This is a genomic window from Methylobacterium sp. 174MFSha1.1 (genome assembly GCF_900116815.1).
Lineage (GTDB): Bacteria > Pseudomonadota > Alphaproteobacteria > Rhizobiales > Beijerinckiaceae > Methylobacterium.
Map to the genome: position 1 here is coordinate 44,930 of NZ_FPCB01000011.1, position 16,963 is coordinate 61,892.

Annotated in this window: 13 protein-coding genes; 9 read left to right on the plus strand and 4 right to left on the minus strand. The window is 70.1% G+C overall.

The window, feature by feature from the left end; translation table 11 throughout:
- The first annotated feature begins 91 nt into the window (after nucleotides 1-91).
- The 6 genes from BM430_RS10255 (at nucleotide 92) to BM430_RS10280 (ending at nucleotide 7,622) form a co-directional block, all read left to right on the plus strand.
- Nucleotides 92-931, plus strand: a complete 840-nt coding sequence (locus BM430_RS10255; RefSeq protein ID WP_093567156.1) for a D-xylose 1-dehydrogenase — start codon at nucleotides 92-94, stop codon at nucleotides 929-931.
- Between the two features lie 595 nt (nucleotides 932-1,526).
- On the plus strand, nucleotides 1,527-3,062 hold the full coding sequence (locus BM430_RS10260; RefSeq protein WP_093567157.1) for a sugar ABC transporter ATP-binding protein: 1,536 nt from the start codon (nucleotides 1,527-1,529) through the stop codon (nucleotides 3,060-3,062).
- Entirely contained in the window at nucleotides 3,059-4,084 is a 1,026-nt protein-coding gene (locus BM430_RS10265; protein WP_093567158.1) for an ABC transporter permease, read from the plus strand. Before BM430_RS10260 ends, BM430_RS10265 begins: the two co-directional genes overlap by 4 nt.
- Nucleotides 4,085-4,165: 81 nt before the next feature.
- Entirely contained in the window at nucleotides 4,166-5,140 is a 975-nt protein-coding gene (locus BM430_RS10270) for a substrate-binding domain-containing protein (RefSeq protein ID WP_093567159.1), read from the plus strand.
- A 243-nt stretch (nucleotides 5,141-5,383) separates the two neighbouring features.
- Entirely contained in the window at nucleotides 5,384-6,436 is a 1,053-nt protein-coding gene (locus BM430_RS10275; RefSeq protein ID WP_093567160.1) for a sugar phosphate isomerase/epimerase family protein, read from the plus strand.
- A gap of 13 nt (nucleotides 6,437-6,449) precedes the next feature.
- Nucleotides 6,450-7,622, plus strand: a complete 1,173-nt coding sequence (locus tag BM430_RS10280) for a Gfo/Idh/MocA family protein (protein WP_093567161.1) — start codon at nucleotides 6,450-6,452, stop codon at nucleotides 7,620-7,622.
- 49 nt (nucleotides 7,623-7,671) lie between these two features.
- Here BM430_RS10280 and BM430_RS10285 read toward each other — a convergent pair whose 3' ends face one another.
- The 4 genes from BM430_RS10285 to BM430_RS10300 form a co-directional block, all read right to left on the minus strand.
- Nucleotides 7,672-8,697, minus strand: coding sequence for an SMP-30/gluconolactonase/LRE family protein (locus tag BM430_RS10285; protein WP_093567162.1), 1,026 nt, complete (start codon nucleotides 8,695-8,697; stop codon nucleotides 7,672-7,674).
- Between the two features lie 124 nt (nucleotides 8,698-8,821).
- Nucleotides 8,822-10,930: an ABC transporter permease gene (locus tag BM430_RS10290; protein ID WP_280142271.1), complete on the minus strand. Its 2,109-nt coding sequence runs from the start codon at nucleotides 10,928-10,930 to the stop codon at nucleotides 8,822-8,824.
- A complete protein-coding gene (locus tag BM430_RS10295; RefSeq protein ID WP_093567163.1) occupies nucleotides 10,930-12,471 on the minus strand; it encodes a sugar ABC transporter ATP-binding protein in 1,542 nt (513 codons plus the stop codon). Before BM430_RS10295 ends, BM430_RS10290 begins: the two co-directional genes overlap by 1 nt.
- A complete protein-coding gene (locus tag BM430_RS10300) occupies nucleotides 12,468-13,595 on the minus strand; it encodes a sugar ABC transporter substrate-binding protein (protein ID WP_093567164.1) in 1,128 nt (375 codons plus the stop codon). Before BM430_RS10300 ends, BM430_RS10295 begins: the two co-directional genes overlap by 4 nt.
- Before the next feature lie 406 nt (nucleotides 13,596-14,001).
- On the opposite strand from BM430_RS10300, the gene BM430_RS34640 reads away from it, so the two are divergent.
- From BM430_RS34640 to BM430_RS10315, 3 genes are all read left to right on the plus strand, one after another.
- On the plus strand, nucleotides 14,002-14,697 hold the full coding sequence (locus tag BM430_RS34640; RefSeq protein ID WP_177303006.1) for a GntR family transcriptional regulator: 696 nt from the start codon (nucleotides 14,002-14,004) through the stop codon (nucleotides 14,695-14,697).
- A 67-nt stretch (nucleotides 14,698-14,764) separates the two neighbouring features.
- Nucleotides 14,765-15,685, plus strand: coding sequence for an SDR family NAD(P)-dependent oxidoreductase (locus BM430_RS10310; protein WP_093567165.1), 921 nt, complete (start codon nucleotides 14,765-14,767; stop codon nucleotides 15,683-15,685).
- 30 nt (nucleotides 15,686-15,715) lie between these two features.
- Nucleotides 15,716-16,954, plus strand: a complete 1,239-nt coding sequence (locus tag BM430_RS10315; RefSeq protein WP_093567166.1) for a cation:dicarboxylate symporter family transporter — start codon at nucleotides 15,716-15,718, stop codon at nucleotides 16,952-16,954.
- Nucleotides 16,955-16,963: the final 9 nt, after the last annotated feature.

A 16,963-nucleotide genomic window follows, 5' to 3' on the forward strand; every position in this document is an offset into this window, starting at 1 on the left:
CAGCGGTATGGTAGCGCTATCAAATGAGAGCGCTATCAGAACGGCGTTCGGTCATCATGACGGTCGCTCAGGCCGGGCGAGGGGAGGGGGCATGACGGTGTCCGACGAGGCTTCGCCTTCGCTGCGGGACGGCCGTAGGCCGGAATTCCCTGCCGCATCCCACCCATCCTCCGCGGGCGCGACCTATCCCAGCCTGCGGTCCCGGCGGGTCCTCGTCACGGGCGGCGCCTCGGGCATCGGCGAGGCCCTGGTCGAGGCCTTCGTCGCGCAAGGCGCGCGGGTGCTGTTCTGCGACATCGCCGACGCCGCGGCCGCCGCCCTGGTGGCGCGGCTGACGCCCGGCGCGGCGCATCCCCCGCTCTACCTCCATTGCGACTTGACCGATCTCGACGCGCTCGTCGCGATGGTGGCCGAGGCCGAGACGGCGCTCGGCGGGCTCGACATCCTCGTCAACAATGCCGGCAACGACGACCGCCACCCGGTCGCCGACGTGACGCCGGCCTACTGGGACGAGCGCATGGCGGTGAACCTGCGCCACGTGTTCTTCGCCGCCCAGGCCGCCCTGCCGGGCCTGCGGCGGGCCGGCGGCGGGGTGATCCTCAACTTCGGATCGATCAGCTGGCATCTCGGGCTGCGCGACCTGCCGCTCTACCAGATGGCCAAGGCCGGGATCGAAGGGCTGACGCGGGCGCTCGCCCGCGACCTCGGGCGCGACGGCATCCGTGTCGCCACGATCGTGCCGGGCAATGTCCAGACCCCCCGGCAGGAGCGCTGGTACCGGCCGGAGGACGCGGCCGAGATCGTCGCGGCCCAGTGCCTGGACGGCCGGATCCAGCCCGCCGACGTCGCCGCCCTGGTCCTGTTCCTCGCCTCCGACGACGCGCGCATGTGCACCGGCCACAGCTACTTCGTCGATGCCGGCTGGCGCTGAGCGGAGGGAGACCCGAACGGCATCGGGTCTCCGTGGCCGATCGTTTCGGAACCTGTTCGACTAGGCCTCGACGGATTTGACACCCTGCCCGTCATTCCGGGGCCGCGCAGCGGAACCCGGAATCCAGAAACTCAGGTTGTTCAGAAAGGAGCGGAAAACGTTTCGCATTACCCTGAGTCATCCGCGGTTCTGGATTCCGGGCTCCGCTGCGCGGCCCCGGAATGACGAGGAGGGTTTTGAGACTGTCGAGCATGCCGAAATGTTCCCGGGGATGGCTCCGCCGCATCGGCAGCTGCTAGCTCATCTGCAGAGACGAGCAGAACGTGCTCTTATGATCGCGACAATTCGAAAAATTATTTAGGGATTTGTAGTTTTATACTTGCAGAAACGCAATCGCCATGCGAGTCTCGGAACCAAGCCGACAGGCAAAGACGAAGCGAAACCGGGCAGACGCCAGACGGTCCGGGCGAACCTGAGGGGGGAGGAAGCCGATGTCCGATGCGCCGGGGCATGATCCCTCAGCCCATGCCGCCGTGGGTAGCCTACACGAAACCCGCGACCGTCTCCGGATCTCGCCCGCCCGGGACGCGCGCACATGAACCCGGCCGACGCCTCTGCCGGCCCCGCGCCGAACGCCCCCGTCCTCGAAGCCTCCGGCCTCTCGAAGTCGTTCGGCGCGGTGGAGGTTCTCAAGGGCATCGACCTCGCGGTCCGCGCCGGCGAGGTGCAGGCGATCATCGGCGAGAACGGCGCAGGCAAATCCACCCTCATGAAGATCCTGGCCGGCAACCAGCCGCCGTCGCGCGGCGAGATCCGGATCGACGGCGAGGCCGTGTCGTTCTCCGGGCCGGCGGATGCGGAAAGCCGCGGCATCGTGCTGGTCCACCAGGAGATCCTCCTGGCGCCGGACCTGACGGTCGCGCAGAACATCTATCTCGGCCGGGAGATCGGCCGGGGCATGACGCTCGACGAGCGTACGATGAACGAGGGCGCCCGCCGGGCGATCCGCGACCTCGGCGGCGACCTCGATCCGGATATCATCGTCTCGCGGCTGTCGATCGCGCAGCGCCAGCTCGTGCAGATCGCCCGCGTGCTGCTCGTGCCCCACCGCATCGTCATCTTCGACGAGCCGACGGCCTCGCTGACCCCGCACGAGACGGACGCCCTGCTCAACGTGATCCGCGCGATCCGCCGCAAGGGCGTCGGCGTGCTCTACATCTCGCACCGCTTGACCGAGGTGAAGGACATCGCCGACCGGGTGACGGTCCTGCGCGACGGGCGCCTCGTCGCGTCCCATCCGGCGGACGCGCTCCAGCCGGCCGACATGGCACGGCTGATGGTGGGCCGCGACGTGGCGAAGCTCTACCCGGACCGGCACGCGGCCGAGACCCGCGAGACGGTGCTGGAGGTCGACCGCTTCACCGTGCCGGGCTACGCGCAGGAGGCGTCGTTCCGGCTCGGCAGGGGCGAGATCCTCGGCTTCGCCGGCCTCGTCGGCGCCGGCCGGACGGAACTGATGGAGGGCCTCGTCGGCCTGCGGCCGGGGCGCGGGTCGGTCCGCCTGTTCGGCCGCCCGGTGCGCTTCACCGATGTCCAGGCGAGCCTCAAGGCGGGCGTCGCCTACCTGTCGGAGGACCGCAAGGGCAAGGGCCTGCTGCTCGCCAAGGATCTGGTCGTCAACCTGACGCTGGCCTCGCTGAAGCAGTTCGGCGGCCTGTTGCGGATCGACCGGCGGAAGGAGGAAGCGGCCCTCGACCGGGCGATCCGCGACTTCGACATCCGCACCGGGTCGCGGACGATCCTGGCGGGCCAGCTCTCCGGCGGCAACCAGCAGAAGCTCCTGCTCGCCAAGATGATGCTGCTCGATCCCAAGGTCGTCATCATCGACGAGCCGACCCGCGGCATCGATATCGGCAACAAGGAACAGATCTATTACTTCATCGCCGCGCTGGCCGGCGAGGGACGCGCGATCGTCGTCGTCTCGTCGGAGATGCCGGAACTGATCGGCATCTGCGACCGCATCCTGGTGATGCGGTCCGGCCGGATCGTCGGCGAGGTCGCGGGGGAGCGCATGACCGAGAACGAGATCGTCCAGCTGGCGACGGGCGTGACGGCGGGAGAAGCGGCATGAGCGCGACCTCAGCCCCTTCCGGCCCCGGTGAGGCGGCGGCGCCCGCCGTGCGGGCCAGAGCGTCCCGGGACTGGGACATGGCGGCGATCGCCCCGTTCGTCGCGCTGGCCCTGCTGCTGGTGCTCGGCTACTTCGCCAACCCGAACTTCGTGTCGCTCGCCAATCTCGGCAACGTCGTCACCCGCAGCGCCTTCATCGCCGTCATCGCCCTCGGGGCGACCTACGTGATGACCGCCGGCGGCCTGGACCTGTCGGTCGGGTCGATGCTCGCCTTCGTGGCGAGCCTGACGATCCTGTTCTTCAACGCCGCCGGCATCGCCGACCCGCTGACCGAGCTGCTGCTCGGGATGGCGCTGGCGCTGGCGCTCGGCGCGGCCTGCGGCCTGGTGAACGGCCTGATCACCACGGTCGGGCGGATCGAGCCCTTCATCGCGACGCTCGGCACGATGGGGATCTTCCGCGGCCTGACCTACTGGCTGTCCCAGGGCGGCGCGATCACCGTGCGCGACCGGGACCTGATGGCGCTCTACCGGCCGGTCTACTCGGGCAGCCTCCTCGGCGTGCCGGTGCCGATCGTCGTCATCCTCGTGGTGGCGGCGATCTGCGCCTTCGTGCTCTACCGCACCCGGTACGGCCGGCACGTCACCGCGATCGGATCGAACGAGGAGGTCGCGCGCTATTCCGGCATTGCGATCAACCGGGTCCGCACCCTCACCTACGTGATCCAGGGGATCTGCGTCGGCGTGGCGGTGATCCTCTACGTGCCGCGCCTCGGCTCGACCTCGGCCACGACCGGGAGCTTCTGGGAATTGCAGGCGATCACCGCGGTGGTGATCGGCGGCACGGCGCTCCGGGGCGGCGTCGGGCGGGTCTGGGGCACGGTCTGCGGCGCGGTCATCCTCGAGGTGGTCGGCAACATCCTGCTCCTGTCGAACTTCGTCAGCGAATACCTGATCGGCGCGATGCAGGGCGCCATCATCATCGTCGCCATGCTGGTGCAGCGCTCGCTGATGCGCAAATAATCCGAGTTCATCACGACAACGGCCGGGCTCAGAGGGTCGCGCCCGGCCTTCGACCATAAGACCCGACCCGGGAGAGGAACCATGCTCAGAAGACCATTCGGGCTCGCGGCCGCCGCCTTTGTCGCCGCCTTGGCCGCCTCGGTCGCCCTGGCCCCTGCCGTCGCTCTCGCGCAGGACAGGAAGGTGACGATCGGCGTGTCGATCCCGGCGGCGGACCACGGCTGGACCGCCGGCGTGGTCTTCCACGCCGAGCGCGTCGCCAAGCTCCTGATGAAGGAGCATCCGGGCCTCAAGGTCATCGTCAAGACCTCGCCGGACGCCGCCTCGCAGGCCAATGCCGTGCAGGACCTGGCGGTGCAGGGCCTGAACGCGCTCGTCATCCTGCCGACCGATCCGGACCCGCTCGTCAACGCGATCAAGGACGTCAAGGACAAGGGCACCTTCGTCGCGCTGGTGGACCGCGCGCCCTCGACCAACGACGATTCCATCCGCGACCTCTACGTCGCCGGCAACAACCCGGCTTTGGGCGAGGTCGCCGGCCGGTACATCGCCAAGACCACGCCGGACGCCCAGGTCGTCGTCATCCGCGGCCTGCCGATCCCGATCGACCAGCAGCGCCAGGACGGCTTCGACAAGGGCATCGCCGGCTCCAAGGTCAAGGTTCTGGCCCGCCAGTTCGGCAACTGGAGCCGCGACGACGCGTTCCGCGTGATGCAGGATTACCTGACGAAGTACCCCAAGATCGACGTGGTCTGGTGCCAGGACGACGACATGGCGGTCGGCGTGATGGAGGCGATCACCCAGGCCAAGCGCACCGACATCAAGTACATCGTCGGCGGCGCCGGCTCCAAGGACATGATCAAGCGGGTGATGGACGGCGACAAGATGGTGCCGGTCGACGTGCTCTATCCACCGGCGATGGTCTCCACCGCGATGCAGCTCACCGCCGCCAATTTCTACGATCAGGTCCCAGTCAGCGGCACCTACATCCTCGACGCCACGCTGGTGACCAAGGACAACGCCAAGGCTTATTACTTTCCGGATTCGCCGTTCTGACACTTGAGGTGCCAATCGGTCCGTTGAGGGGCGTCGCACTCGCCCTCGTCCTTACGTCCGACACGGCAGATAGATTGGAGCCTGTTTGATTGGCCTCCATCGGCTTCCACCCCTCTTGGTCATTCCGGGCTCCGCTGCGCGGCCCCGGAATGACGCGGAGAATGTCTCTACTGTCGAGCAAGTTGAACAGGCGTCGAGGATTCCGGAACACCGACGCTCTCGTTTCTCAAAGAGGACACCCCGATGAAGACGATCAAGGGGCCGGCGATCTTCCTCGGCCAGTTCGCCGGCGATGCCGCGCCGTTCGACACCTGGGACGGGATCACCCGATGGGCGGCGGAGAAGGGCTATGTCGGCGTGCAGGTGCCGTCCTGGGCCGGCCAGCTGATCGACCTGAAGCGAGCCGCCGAGTCAAAAGATTACTGCGACGAGTTCGCCGGCATCGCCCGGCAGAACGGCGTCGAGGTCACGGAACTCTCGACCCATCTCCAGGGACAGCTCGTGGCGGTGCATCCGGCCTATGACGAGGGCTTCGACGGCTTCGCCGCGCCGGAGGTGCGCGGCAACCCGAAGGCGCGCCAGGAATGGGCGGTCGATCAGGTCAGGATGGCGCTGAGCGCGTCGAGACATCTCGGGATCGACGCCCACGCGACTTTCTCCGGCGCGCTCGCCTGGCCCTACCTCTATCCCTGGCCGCAGCGTCCGGCCGGCCTGATCGAGACCGCGTTCGACGAACTGGCGCGGCGCTGGACCCCGATCCTGGACCATGCCGAGGAATGCGGCGTCGACGTCTGCTACGAGATCCATCCGGGCGAGGACCTTCACGACGGCGTCACCTTCGAGATGTTCCTGGAGCGGGTGAAGCATCATTCCCGCGCCAACATGCTCTACGATCCGTCGCATTACGTCCTGCAATGCCTGGATTATCTTGACAACATCGACATCTACAAAGACCGGATCAAGATGTTCCACGTCAAGGACGCGGAGTTCAACCCGACCGGCCGGCAGGGCGTCTATGGCGGCTACCAGGGCTGGGTCGCCCGGGCCGGCCGGTTCCGCTCGCTCGGCGACGGGCAGGTCGATTTCGGGGCGGTCTTCTCCAAGATGGCGGCCAACGATTTCGACGGCTGGGCGGTGGTCGAGTGGGAATGCGCGCTGAAGAACGCCGAGGACGGCGCGCGCGAGGGGGCCGAGTTCGTCAAGGCGCACATCATCCGCGTGACGGACAAGGCCTTCGACGACTTCGCCAGCGGCGGCACCGACGAGGCGGCCAACCGGCGCATGCTGGGGATCTGAAGGGGAGCGTGCCATGGCAATCGAGGGCAAGCAGGACCAGGCGCGGCCGCCGCGCATCCGGCTCGGCATGGTCGGGGGTGGGACGGGCGCCTTCATCGGTGCGGTCCACCGCATGGCCGCGCGGCTGGACGACCGGTTCGAGCTCGTGGCCGGAGCCCTGTCGTCGACGCCCGACAAGGCGATCGCCTCCGGGCGCGACCTCGGCCTCGACCCGGGCCGCACCTATGCCGACTACCGGGAGATGGCGATCCGCGAGGCGGGCCGGGCGGACGGGATCGAGGCGGTCTCGATCGTCACGCCGAACCACCTGCATTACGACGCCGCCAGGGAATTCCTGCAGCGCGGCATCCACGTCATCTGCGACAAGCCGCTGACCTCCACCCTGGCCGACGCGGAGAAGCTCAAGACGGTCGCCGACGAGAGCGACGCGCTGTTCATCCTGACGCACAACTACACCGGCTATCCGATGGTGCGGCAGGCGCGCGAGATGGTGGCTGCAGGAGACCTCGGCACGATCCGCGTCGTCCAGGTCGAGTACCCGCAGGACTGGCTGACGGAGGCCATCGAGCAGACCGGCGCCAAGCAGGCGGTGTGGCGGACCGACCCGGCGCAGTCGGGCGCGGGCGGGTCGACGGGCGATATCGGCACGCATGCCTACAACCTCGCCTGCTTCGTCACCGGACTGACGCTCGACAGCCTGGCTGCCGATCTCGACTCCTTCGTCGAGGGCCGGCGGCTCGACGACAACGCCCACGTGCTCCTGCGCTTCAGGGGCGGCGCGAAGGGCATGCTGTGGTGCAGCCAGGTGGCGCCGGGCCACGAGAACGGCCTCAAGATCCGCGTCTACGGCACGAGGGGCGGGCTCGAATGGGTGCAGGCCGACCCGAACTACCTCTGGTTCACCCCCTTCGGCGAGCCGAAGCGGCTGCTCACCCGGGCCGGCGCCGGAACCGGCCCCGCGGCCGCCCGCGTGTCGCGCATTCCGTGCGGCCATCCGGAGGGCTACCTCGAAGCCTTCGCGACCATCTATTCGGAGGCGGCGCAGGCGATCAACGCCCGGAAGAGCGGCGCGGCGGTCGAGGCGGCGGTCGTCTATCCGACGATCGACGACGGGCTCAAGGGCGTGGCCTTCGTCGAGGCCTGCGTCGCGTCGTCGAGGCGCGACGGAGCCTGGGTCAAGCTCTGATCCCGGGCTCCTCCCGGCGGGCGCGTCCGCCGGGAGCGGCGGGACCGCTCTACCAGTGGACCATGGGCAGGCCCGCGACGGGGCTCGCGAAGGACGGCACCGACGTCGTCCTCAGGCCCCCGAGATAGACCGTCGACAGGTCCGGCCCGCCGAACGTCACGCTCGTCATCATGGGGCAGGTGGGCCCGCCGCAGGCCATGATCACGTCGACCGGAACGGGAAGTCCAGTCGCGAAGGCCTGCTCGAACCGGCGCGTCGCCGCGGCGTCGCCGTCGTCGAGCAGTTCGAGGAGGTTCCCCTCCGGCGTGATCGCCACCAGCCGGTCGGCGAAGATCATCGTGGCCCAGAGATTGCCAAACCTGTCGAAGGCGATGCCGTCGATCAGCCCGGCGCCCAGGTTGGACGGGCCGTAGGTCTCGCGATCGGTGAGGGACCCGTCGGGCTGGACGCGCAGGCGCGTGACGCACTTGCCCGTCGTCTCGGCGACGTAGAGCCACTCCTCCGTCGCATCGAGCCGGATCTCGTTGGTGAAGCGGAACCCGTCCGCGACGATCCGCGGGCCCTTCTCGTCGACGAGCACGACGTAGCCGTCCGCCAGGGCGGTGCTGATCGCCTCGCTCCACGGATTCACCGTGGTCGACACCGTGATCCAGAGTCGGTCCTTCGAGTCCCGCAGGACGAAGTTGACCTTGCCGAGCGGCCGGCCGTCGATGCTGTCGAGCACGACGCGCGTCCGGCCCGACCGCGTCATGCGCTCGAGCCGGTCGGTGCCGAAATTGGAGACCAGCACGTCGCCATCGGCCGCGAAGGCGAGCCCGTTCGGCAGCGTCCCGGACAGGAGGTCGCCGGTCGCGCCCGCCGCCGTGCCCGTCTCCTGGAGGACGAGCCGCTGCGTGCCGTCCGGCGCGATATGGACCACGCCGCCGCGGGCGTCGGCGGTCCAGAGGCTGCCGTCCCGCTCGGCGAGGATGCATTCGGGCCGGTTCAGGTCGCGCCCGACGTGCCGGATGGCGCCGGGATCGACCTTGAAGCCGGCGAGCGGGTTCCGGCCGCGGCCGTGGCGGATGATCGTCATGCGTTTCTCCCAGTCTCTTCGTCGACCGGCCCGCTCGCCGGGGCCGGCGTGATGGCGTGGAATCCTCGCCGTACGGATCGTCGGAAGGCGATCCCGTGTGCTTGCCCGGGTGGCGGCGGGCGCCCTATGGACGGCGCTCCCGCAACGCCGTCACTGCTCCGAGGACGACGAGGCCGAGCAGGATCGACCGGGCCGCGTAGGGGACGGTCGTGCCGGCCAGCAGGGTCTGCAGCGCCGTCAGCAGGAGCACGCCGCCGAGCATGCCGGGGTACGAGCCGCGGCCGCCCGTGATGAGGGTCCCGCCCACCACCGCGACCGCGATCGAGGGCAGCAGGTACTCGTCGCCCATGCCGAGGCTGGCTTGGCCCGAGAAGCCCGTGAGCAGGATGCCGACGATCGCCGCGCACAGGCCCGAGAGCATGTAGACGAGGAGCAGCACCGGTCCGACCGCGACGCCCGACAGGGCGGCGGCCCGGCGGTTGTTGCCGATCGCGTAGACGCGCCGCCCGAACGCCGTGCGGCCGAGCAGCAGCACGGCCGCGGCGGCGAACACGGCCAGGACGACGACGACGGGCGTCGGTCCGAAGACGTGGGAGGTCATGAAGGCGCGCAACGCCGGCGAGGCGAAGCCGTCGGGCGTGCCGCCCGACCAGACGAGGGCGATCCCCTGAAGGATGCCGTTCGTCGCGAGCGACATCACGATCGGCGACAGGCCGAGCAGGACGATCCCGAGGCCGTTGACGAGCCCGATGGCGGCCCCGAGCCCGAGCACGCCCGGGACGGCGTAGAGGAGCGCCGCATCCGAGCCCTTGACCATCCCGGCGAGGACGATCCCGCACAGGCCGATCGTCCATGGGACGGAGAGATCGAGGCCGCCGGTGAGGATGACCGTGCCCTGGCCGAGGGCCAGGACCGCGAGGAAGGACGAGAGCACGAGGAGGCTGTCGTAGTAGGACCCGCTGAACAGGGCCTTCCCGAACAGCGCCTGGGTGGCGACGACCATGAGGGCGAAGCCAAGATAGGCGGGCAGCGCGCGGCGCAGGCCGTCGCCGTGCCGGGCGAGGAATCCGGGATCCGCCGTGCCGCCGCGCTCCGGCGGGTCCGGCAGCCGCAGGCGCGTCGCCTCCAGGCCGACCTGCCGCGGCAGCCGGCCGGCCGCCCGGGCCGCGAGGTGCCGGCTCCCGGCGCGGAGCGCCCCCCACAGGGCCGAACCGCGCCTGAGGGAGGCCGCGAGGACCGCCAGGAGCAGGATCAGGCTCTCCGCGACGGTGGAGTAGGACGCCGAGACGTTGAGGACGAGCAGGATGTTGACGGTGATCATCAGGATGTAGGCACCGAGCACCGAGCCGGTGCAGCCGCCGCGCCCCCCGCCCAGCGGGGTTCCGCCGACCACGACGGCGGCGAACATCTGCAGGAGCATCGGATTGCCGACGAGGGGATCGCCGGAGCCGGTCTGGGCGCTGACGAAGACGCCCGCGAGGCCGTAGCAGGCGCCCCCGACGACGTAGGTGAGGAACACGGTGAGCCGCGAGCGGAGGCCGGCGGCGTGCGCCGCCTCCGCGTCGCTGCCGACCGCGTAGATCGCCCGTCCGAGCGGCGTCCGCTTGAGCCAGGCCCAGAGGAGCAGCAGCCCGACGACCAGCGCCACCGGCGCGGGCAGCACGCCCGGGACGAGGTCGCCGGTCATGAGGGCCGAGAGGGCGGGCGAGACCGTGCCGCCGGGCTTCTCCATCACCAGCAGGGTGAGGCCCTGCAGGATGAACATGGTCGAGAGCGTGACCACGATCGGCTGCAGGCGCAGCAGGGCGACGAGGATCCCGTTGAAGGCGCCGCAGGCGAGGCCGGTCGCGAGGCCGAGGCCGATGAGCGCGGGCGGCGAGCTCGATCCGTCCGGCGACCAGGTCGCGAGCACGCAATTGACGAGGGACACGACCGCCGCTGCCGACAGGTCGAGCCCGCCGGCGATGACGACGACCGTCAGGCCGGCGGACAGGATCGCCAGGGTCGCTCCCGAGGCCGCGAGCTGCGCGAGGTCCTCATAGCCGAGGGGCCGCGCGCTGCCCGCGGCGAGCAGACCCAGGAGGGCGAGGAGGACGAGGAACGCCGTGACCAGTCCCCGGTGGCGTCCGAGCCGGAGCCGGAGCCGGCGCGGCGCGGGGTGAGGCGTCCGGGGCGTGTGGCGCGGGGGCGTGTGGCGCGGCACGGTCGCGCCCGGCATGGCGGTGTGGCTCATCAGGCGGATCTCGCAGTCTCGGCATGTCCGCCCAGCGCCGCCGCGAGGATGGATTCCTCCGTCAGCCCGTCGCCGGACAGCTCCGCGGCCACGCGGCCGCCGTAGAACACCATCACGCGGTCGGCGAGGTGGACGAGTTCGGGGATCTCGGTCGAGTAGAACAGGACGGCGCCGCCCATCCGCGCATAGGCCTGGAGCAGGCGGTAGAGCTCGTTCTTGGTGCCGACATCGATGCCGCGGGTCGGGTCGTAGACCATCAAGATGCGGCTCTCGGCCAGCAGCCACTTGGCGATGGCGACCTTCTGCTGGTTGCCGCCGGAGAAGGCGCCGACCGGCGTCCAGAGCGCGCGCCGGTCGACCTCGACCAGCCGGAAGGCGCGCTCGACCGCGGCCCGCTCGCGTGCCGCGTCGACGAGGCCGAGCCGCGTGAAGCGGCCGATCGTCGGCAGCGAGGCGTTGTGCGTGCCGTCGAGCTTGAGGAACAGCGCCTCGGTCTTGCGGTCCTCGGGCAGGAGGCTGATGCCGATGCGCGCGTCGATGGCGTCGCGGGGCGAGGCGATGGCGACCTCCTTCCCGTCGACGCGGAAGCGGCCCCCGGTCAGGTCGGCCATGCCGAAGGCCGCCAGGAACAGGTCGAGCTGCCCCATCCCCTGCAAGCCGGCGACGCCCAGGATCTCGCCCCGGTGCAGGGAGAAGGAGGCGTCGCGGAGCTTGCCCGCCGTCGCGAGGCGCTCGCCGCGCAGCACCTCCGGGCCCCGTTCGTGCGGCACGGATGCGCGGGGCGGGAAGGAATGGACGAGGTTGCGCCCGGCGATCAGGCCGACCAGCTCGCCGTCCGTGAGGGCGTCCACGGCGCCGGTGGCGACGTGCCGGCCGCCGCGCAGGACGGTGACGCCCGAGCAGAAGGCCCGGACCTCGACGAGGCGGTGGGAGATGAAGACGATCGTCACGCCGGCCGCGCGCTGCCGGTCGATGACCCGCCCGAGCCAGTCGACGTCCGAGCCCGAGAGGGTGGAGGAGGGCTCGTCGAGGAGGAGGATCCGGGGCCGGCGGAAGACCGCGCGGGCGATCTCGACCTTCTGGCGCTCGGCGAGTTCCAGCTCGCCCACCTCGGCGGAGAGGTCGATGCCTTCGAGGCCGAGATCCGCGAAATGAGCCGAGACCGCGTCCTCGACGGCGCGGCCCCGCACCATCCCGAGCGCGTTCGTCGGGGCGGCCGGCAGCGCCATGTTGTCGAGGACCGTGAGGTCGCGGATGAGCGTCATCTCCTGGAACGCCGTCTGGATGCCCAGGCCCTGCGCGGCGCGCGGGCCGGACAGCGAGACCGGCCGGCCGGCGACGAGGATCTGCCCGGCATCCGGCCGGACGAGGCCGGACAGGATCTTGACCAGCGAGGACTTGCCGGCCCCGTTCTCGCCGAGGAGCGCGTGGACGCTGCCCGCCTCGATCGAGAAGCCGACATCGTCGAGGGCGACCGTCGGGCCGTAGGCCTTGCACAGGCCCGCCACAGCGACGGTTGCCGGGAGGAACGGCGCGCTCATGGCTCGGGCTGGCCGAGGAGGGCGGCGTTCAGGCCGAGCCCGGGCGTGTCGGGCGAGTAGATCGAGGCGAACCAGCCGGGATTGGTGATGATCGCGGGCTGGAACACGTTGCAGCCCGCCTTCATCTCGGCCCAGCTGCCCTCCTGGCACAGCCTGACGGTCGCGTTGGTCACGATGGCCTGCGGGACCTCGGTGAGCGGGGGGATCGTCTTGCCCTCCAGCTTGTCCACCGCGAGCTTCAGGGCGAGCGCGCCGGTGAAGTTCTGCGAGCCCGACGACCAGCGCGGCGCGCCCATGGGGCGGTAGCTGCCGCCGGTGCCCTCGACCCTGGTCTCCTTCGGCAGCATCTGGAGGCGGCCGCCATTCGAGGCCTCGCCCGCGCAGGGGCGGATCTTCTCGTCGGGGATGCCGGCCTCGGCCTGCATCGCGTTCGCGGTGTAGCAGCCGGCCTGCATCCACAGCCCGTCGATCTGGTCCCAGGCGCGCGTGGCGAGGACCTTCGACAGCTCCGTGCGCGCCACCGCCTGGCTCCACTGGCCGCTCACCTCGGCCAGGATCCTGATGTCCGGGTATCGCGCCAGCACCTCCTTGGCGCCGCCGGTCCGCAGCGTGTCGACGGTGGTGCCGGGCACGCCGGTGACGAGGACGACGTTGCCCTTGCCGTGGAGCGTGTCGGCGAGCCACTGCGCCGAGGCCCGGCCCCACTCCATCTGGTTGATGTGGACGTTGTAGGCGCAGGGCTCCGAGATGATCGAGTCGTAGGCGATCACGACCACGTTCCGGGCGCAGGCGGCCTTGACCGCCATGTTCAGGGCCGTCGGCGAGATCGGATAGACGACGATGGCCTGGGCGCCGGCCTGGACCATCGCGTTGATCTGCTGGATCTGCTTCTGCGCGTTGGGGCCGGCGACCTGCACCTCGAGATCGACCTTGTCGCGCAGGCCGGGCGAGGCGGCCATGGCCTTGATCATGTTGGCGGCCTCGGCCTGCCAGTCGTTGCCGATGAAGCTCATGCTGAGGAAGATCTTGAACTTCTTGTCCGCCGCGTCGGCCGGGGCCGGGGCGAGCGAACTCAGCAGCCCCCCGCATGCGAGCGAGAGGGCCAGGGCCTTCAGCGATGTCATGGTGTGTTCCCGCTCGATGGTCTGCGTGGGGCCACGGACGTCCGCACGGGACGGTGGCGATCGCGTCACGGAGGTGGGGAGCACGGCGGCCCGACGGGGCGCCCCGGGGCTCTTCGCCCCCGGATGCGCCGCCCCTCGATGCGTCCGCCGGCGTCCCGCTGTGCCACGGTTATCGCCGGCGAGCCCCTCTGCGAGGGGCTCTCCCACGATCAGCATCACGCAGGGGAAGGATCGTGTCAAGAATTGTGATCACGGATCACGGATCATCGATCTCAGTAACGGTTACCCGTCGGATCGTTGCTGCCGCGCTGCGATCGTGCGAAGGATCCCGGAGCGGGACGGACCGCCCCTCGGGCAACGCGTTCACCTCGGGCAAGGCGTTCCCGGATCGGGAAGGGTGGGCGACATGGACGACAGGGTCGAGTCGGTCGATGTCAGCACGGTGCAGGGGCGCGTCTACCTCGCGCTCCAGGCCGCGCTGCACCAGGGCCGCTTCGTCCCCGGCGAGGCCGTGACGATCCGCTCCCTCGCCCAGGCGGTGGGGACCAGCCCGATGCCGATCCGCGGCGTCATCCAGCGTCTCGTCGCCGAGAAGGCCCTGGTCCAGCTTCCGAACCGGACGTTCCGGGTCGCGCCCTTCGACTTCGACCTCCACGCCGAGCTGGTCCGGATCCGCTGCACCGTCGAGGGCTTCGCCGCCTACCGGGCGGCGATCCGCGCTCCCGGCGACCTCGCCGCACGGTTGCGGGAGGCGAACGACAGCATGCGGGCGGCGATCGCGGCGGGCGACACGGAAGGCGTTCTCGGGGCGAACCGGCGCTTCCACTTCACGCTCTACGAGGGCGCCGCGTCGCCCCAGCTCCTCGAGGTGATCACGCAGTTCTGGCTGCGCTCGGGCCCGGTCATGGCCGTCGCGCTGCGGACGCCCGAATCCCGCGTGATGTTCGAGGCGGGCTCCCGCGTCCACGACCGGATCGTCGCGGCGGTCGAGGGCCGGGATCCGGACGCCGCGCGCTTTCACCTGGCCCTCGACATCCGCGCCGCCGCGGCGTGGTTCCGCAGGCGCTACCGCGAGGGAGCGGCCGGGCGCGCCACCGCCTGAGCGCCCGCCCGCAGACCGCGCGGCCGCCCTCGCCGCAGGATGTCCATGAGCAAGGAGGGGTGAACCCATGAGCATCAGATTCGATGGACGCGTCGCGATCGTCACCGGTGCCGGCCGGGGACTCGGACGCGCGCACGCACTCGGTCTCGCGGCCCGTGGCGCCCGCGTCGTCGTCAACGATTTCGGCCGCGACGGCGAGCCGCCCGACGCGGCGCTCAGCGTCGTGGCGGAGATCGAGGCGGCCGGCGGCGAAGCCGTGGCGAACGGCGCCGACGTGTCCGACCTCGATCAGATCCGGGCGATGGTCGCGCGCGCCGAAACCCGCTGGGGCCGGGTCGACATCCTCGTCAACAACGCCGGCATCCTGGCCGACAAGAGCTTCGCCAAGATGGACATGGCGGACTTTAGACGCGTCGTCGACGTCCACCTGATCGGATCGGCCAACTGCACCAAGGCGGTCTGGGACGGGATGCGCGAGCGGCAATACGGCCGGATCGTCTTCACCTCGTCGTCCTCGGGCCTCTACGGCAATTTCGGCCAGGCGAATTACGGGGCGGCCAAGGCCGCGATGATCGGTCTGATGAACGTCCTGCATCTCGAGGGCGCGAAGTACGGTATTCGCGTCAACACCCTGGCGCCGACCGCGTCGACGGCGATGACCAACGGCCTGTTTCCGCCGGACGAGGCGTCGCTCCTGTCGCCGGAATCGGTGACGCCGGGAGTGCTCTTCCTCGTCGGCGAGGACGCCCCGTCCCGCACGATCCTCGGCGCCGGCGCGGGAAGCTTCGCGGTCGCCTGCATCGTCGAATCGCCGGCGGTCTTCCTCGGCGCCGGCCCGGACGCTCCCGAGGCGCTGGCCGCGCGCTTTACGGAATTGTCGCGGTCGGACGACCTGTCGCCGCTGGACGACGCCTTCGCGCAGACGCGGAAATACGTGGCCGCGGCGTCGGGCTCCGCCAACCGCACGGACGGCGCGACGTCCGGTTGAGACGCTGGAGCGCTTCACGATCGCGCTGCAATCGCGAAGCTTCTCCAGGTCTTTGATTTTGCCGCATTTTTTACGACGTTCGCCGCGCAGCTGAAGATCCTCGGCGACATCTTCCTGCGGCTGATCAAGACGGCGGTGGCGCCGCTGGTCTTCCTCTGCGTCGTCGTCGGCGTGACCTCGGCGGGCGACTTCAAGCGCGTCGGCAAGGTCGGGCTGATCGCGATGCTCTACTTCGAGATCGTCTCGACCCTGGCATTGGCGGTGGGCCTGCTCGCCGGCAACCTGCTCGGCGTCGGCCAGGGCATGGCGGAGACGACCAAGGCCACCCTCGCGCAGGGCAAGGCGCCGACGGGGGCCGCCGCGCCGCACTCGACGCTCGACTTCATCCTCAACGTCTTCCCCGACAACTTCATCGGCGCGTTCGCCCGCGGCGAGCTGCTCCAGGTCCTGGTGATCGCGCTGATCTTCGGCGCGGCCCTGCTGAACCTGCCCCCCGAGAAGCGTCAGCCGATCGAGCGCGGCCTCACCACGATCTCGGACGCGTTCTTCGAGTTCATCCACCTGATCATGTGGTGCGCGCCGCTCGGCACCTTCGGGGCGGTCGCCTTCGCGGTCGGGTCGAGCGGCACGAGCGTGCTGCTCTCGCTGATCTACCTCGTGCTGAGCTTCTACGCCGTGGTGATCGCGTTCATCGTGATCGTGCTCGGGGCGATCTCGGCCCTGTTCAAGATCAACCTGTTCCGCTTCCTCGCCTTCATCAGGGAGGAGATCTTCATCGTGCTCGGCACCGCCTCCTCGGAGAGCGTGCTGCCGCGCCTCCTCGAGAAGCTGCCGACCTACGGCTGCTCGCGGCAATCGGTCGGCCTCGTTCTGCCCACCGGCTACGCCTTCAACCTCGACGGCACGTCGATCTACATGTCGATGGGCGTGATCTTCCTCGCCAACGCCTATCACGTGCCGCTCGACCTCGGGCAGCAGCTCGGCATCCTGGCCGTGATGCTGCTCACCTCGAAGGGCGCGGCGACCGTGTCGGGCGGCAGCTTCGTGGTCTTCGCCGCGACGGTGGCGGCGACCGGCGTGCTGCCGCTCGAAGGCCTGCCGATCCTGTTCGGCGTCTACCGGTTCATGTCGATCGCCATCGCCACCACCAACGTGATCGGCAACAGCGTCGCCACGGTCGTCACCGCCAAGCTCGCCGGGGAGTTCGACCCCCGCATGGCGGAGGAGGCGATGGCGCGTCTGCGTGCGGAGCGCGCAGGATCTCCCTGATCCCGTCCC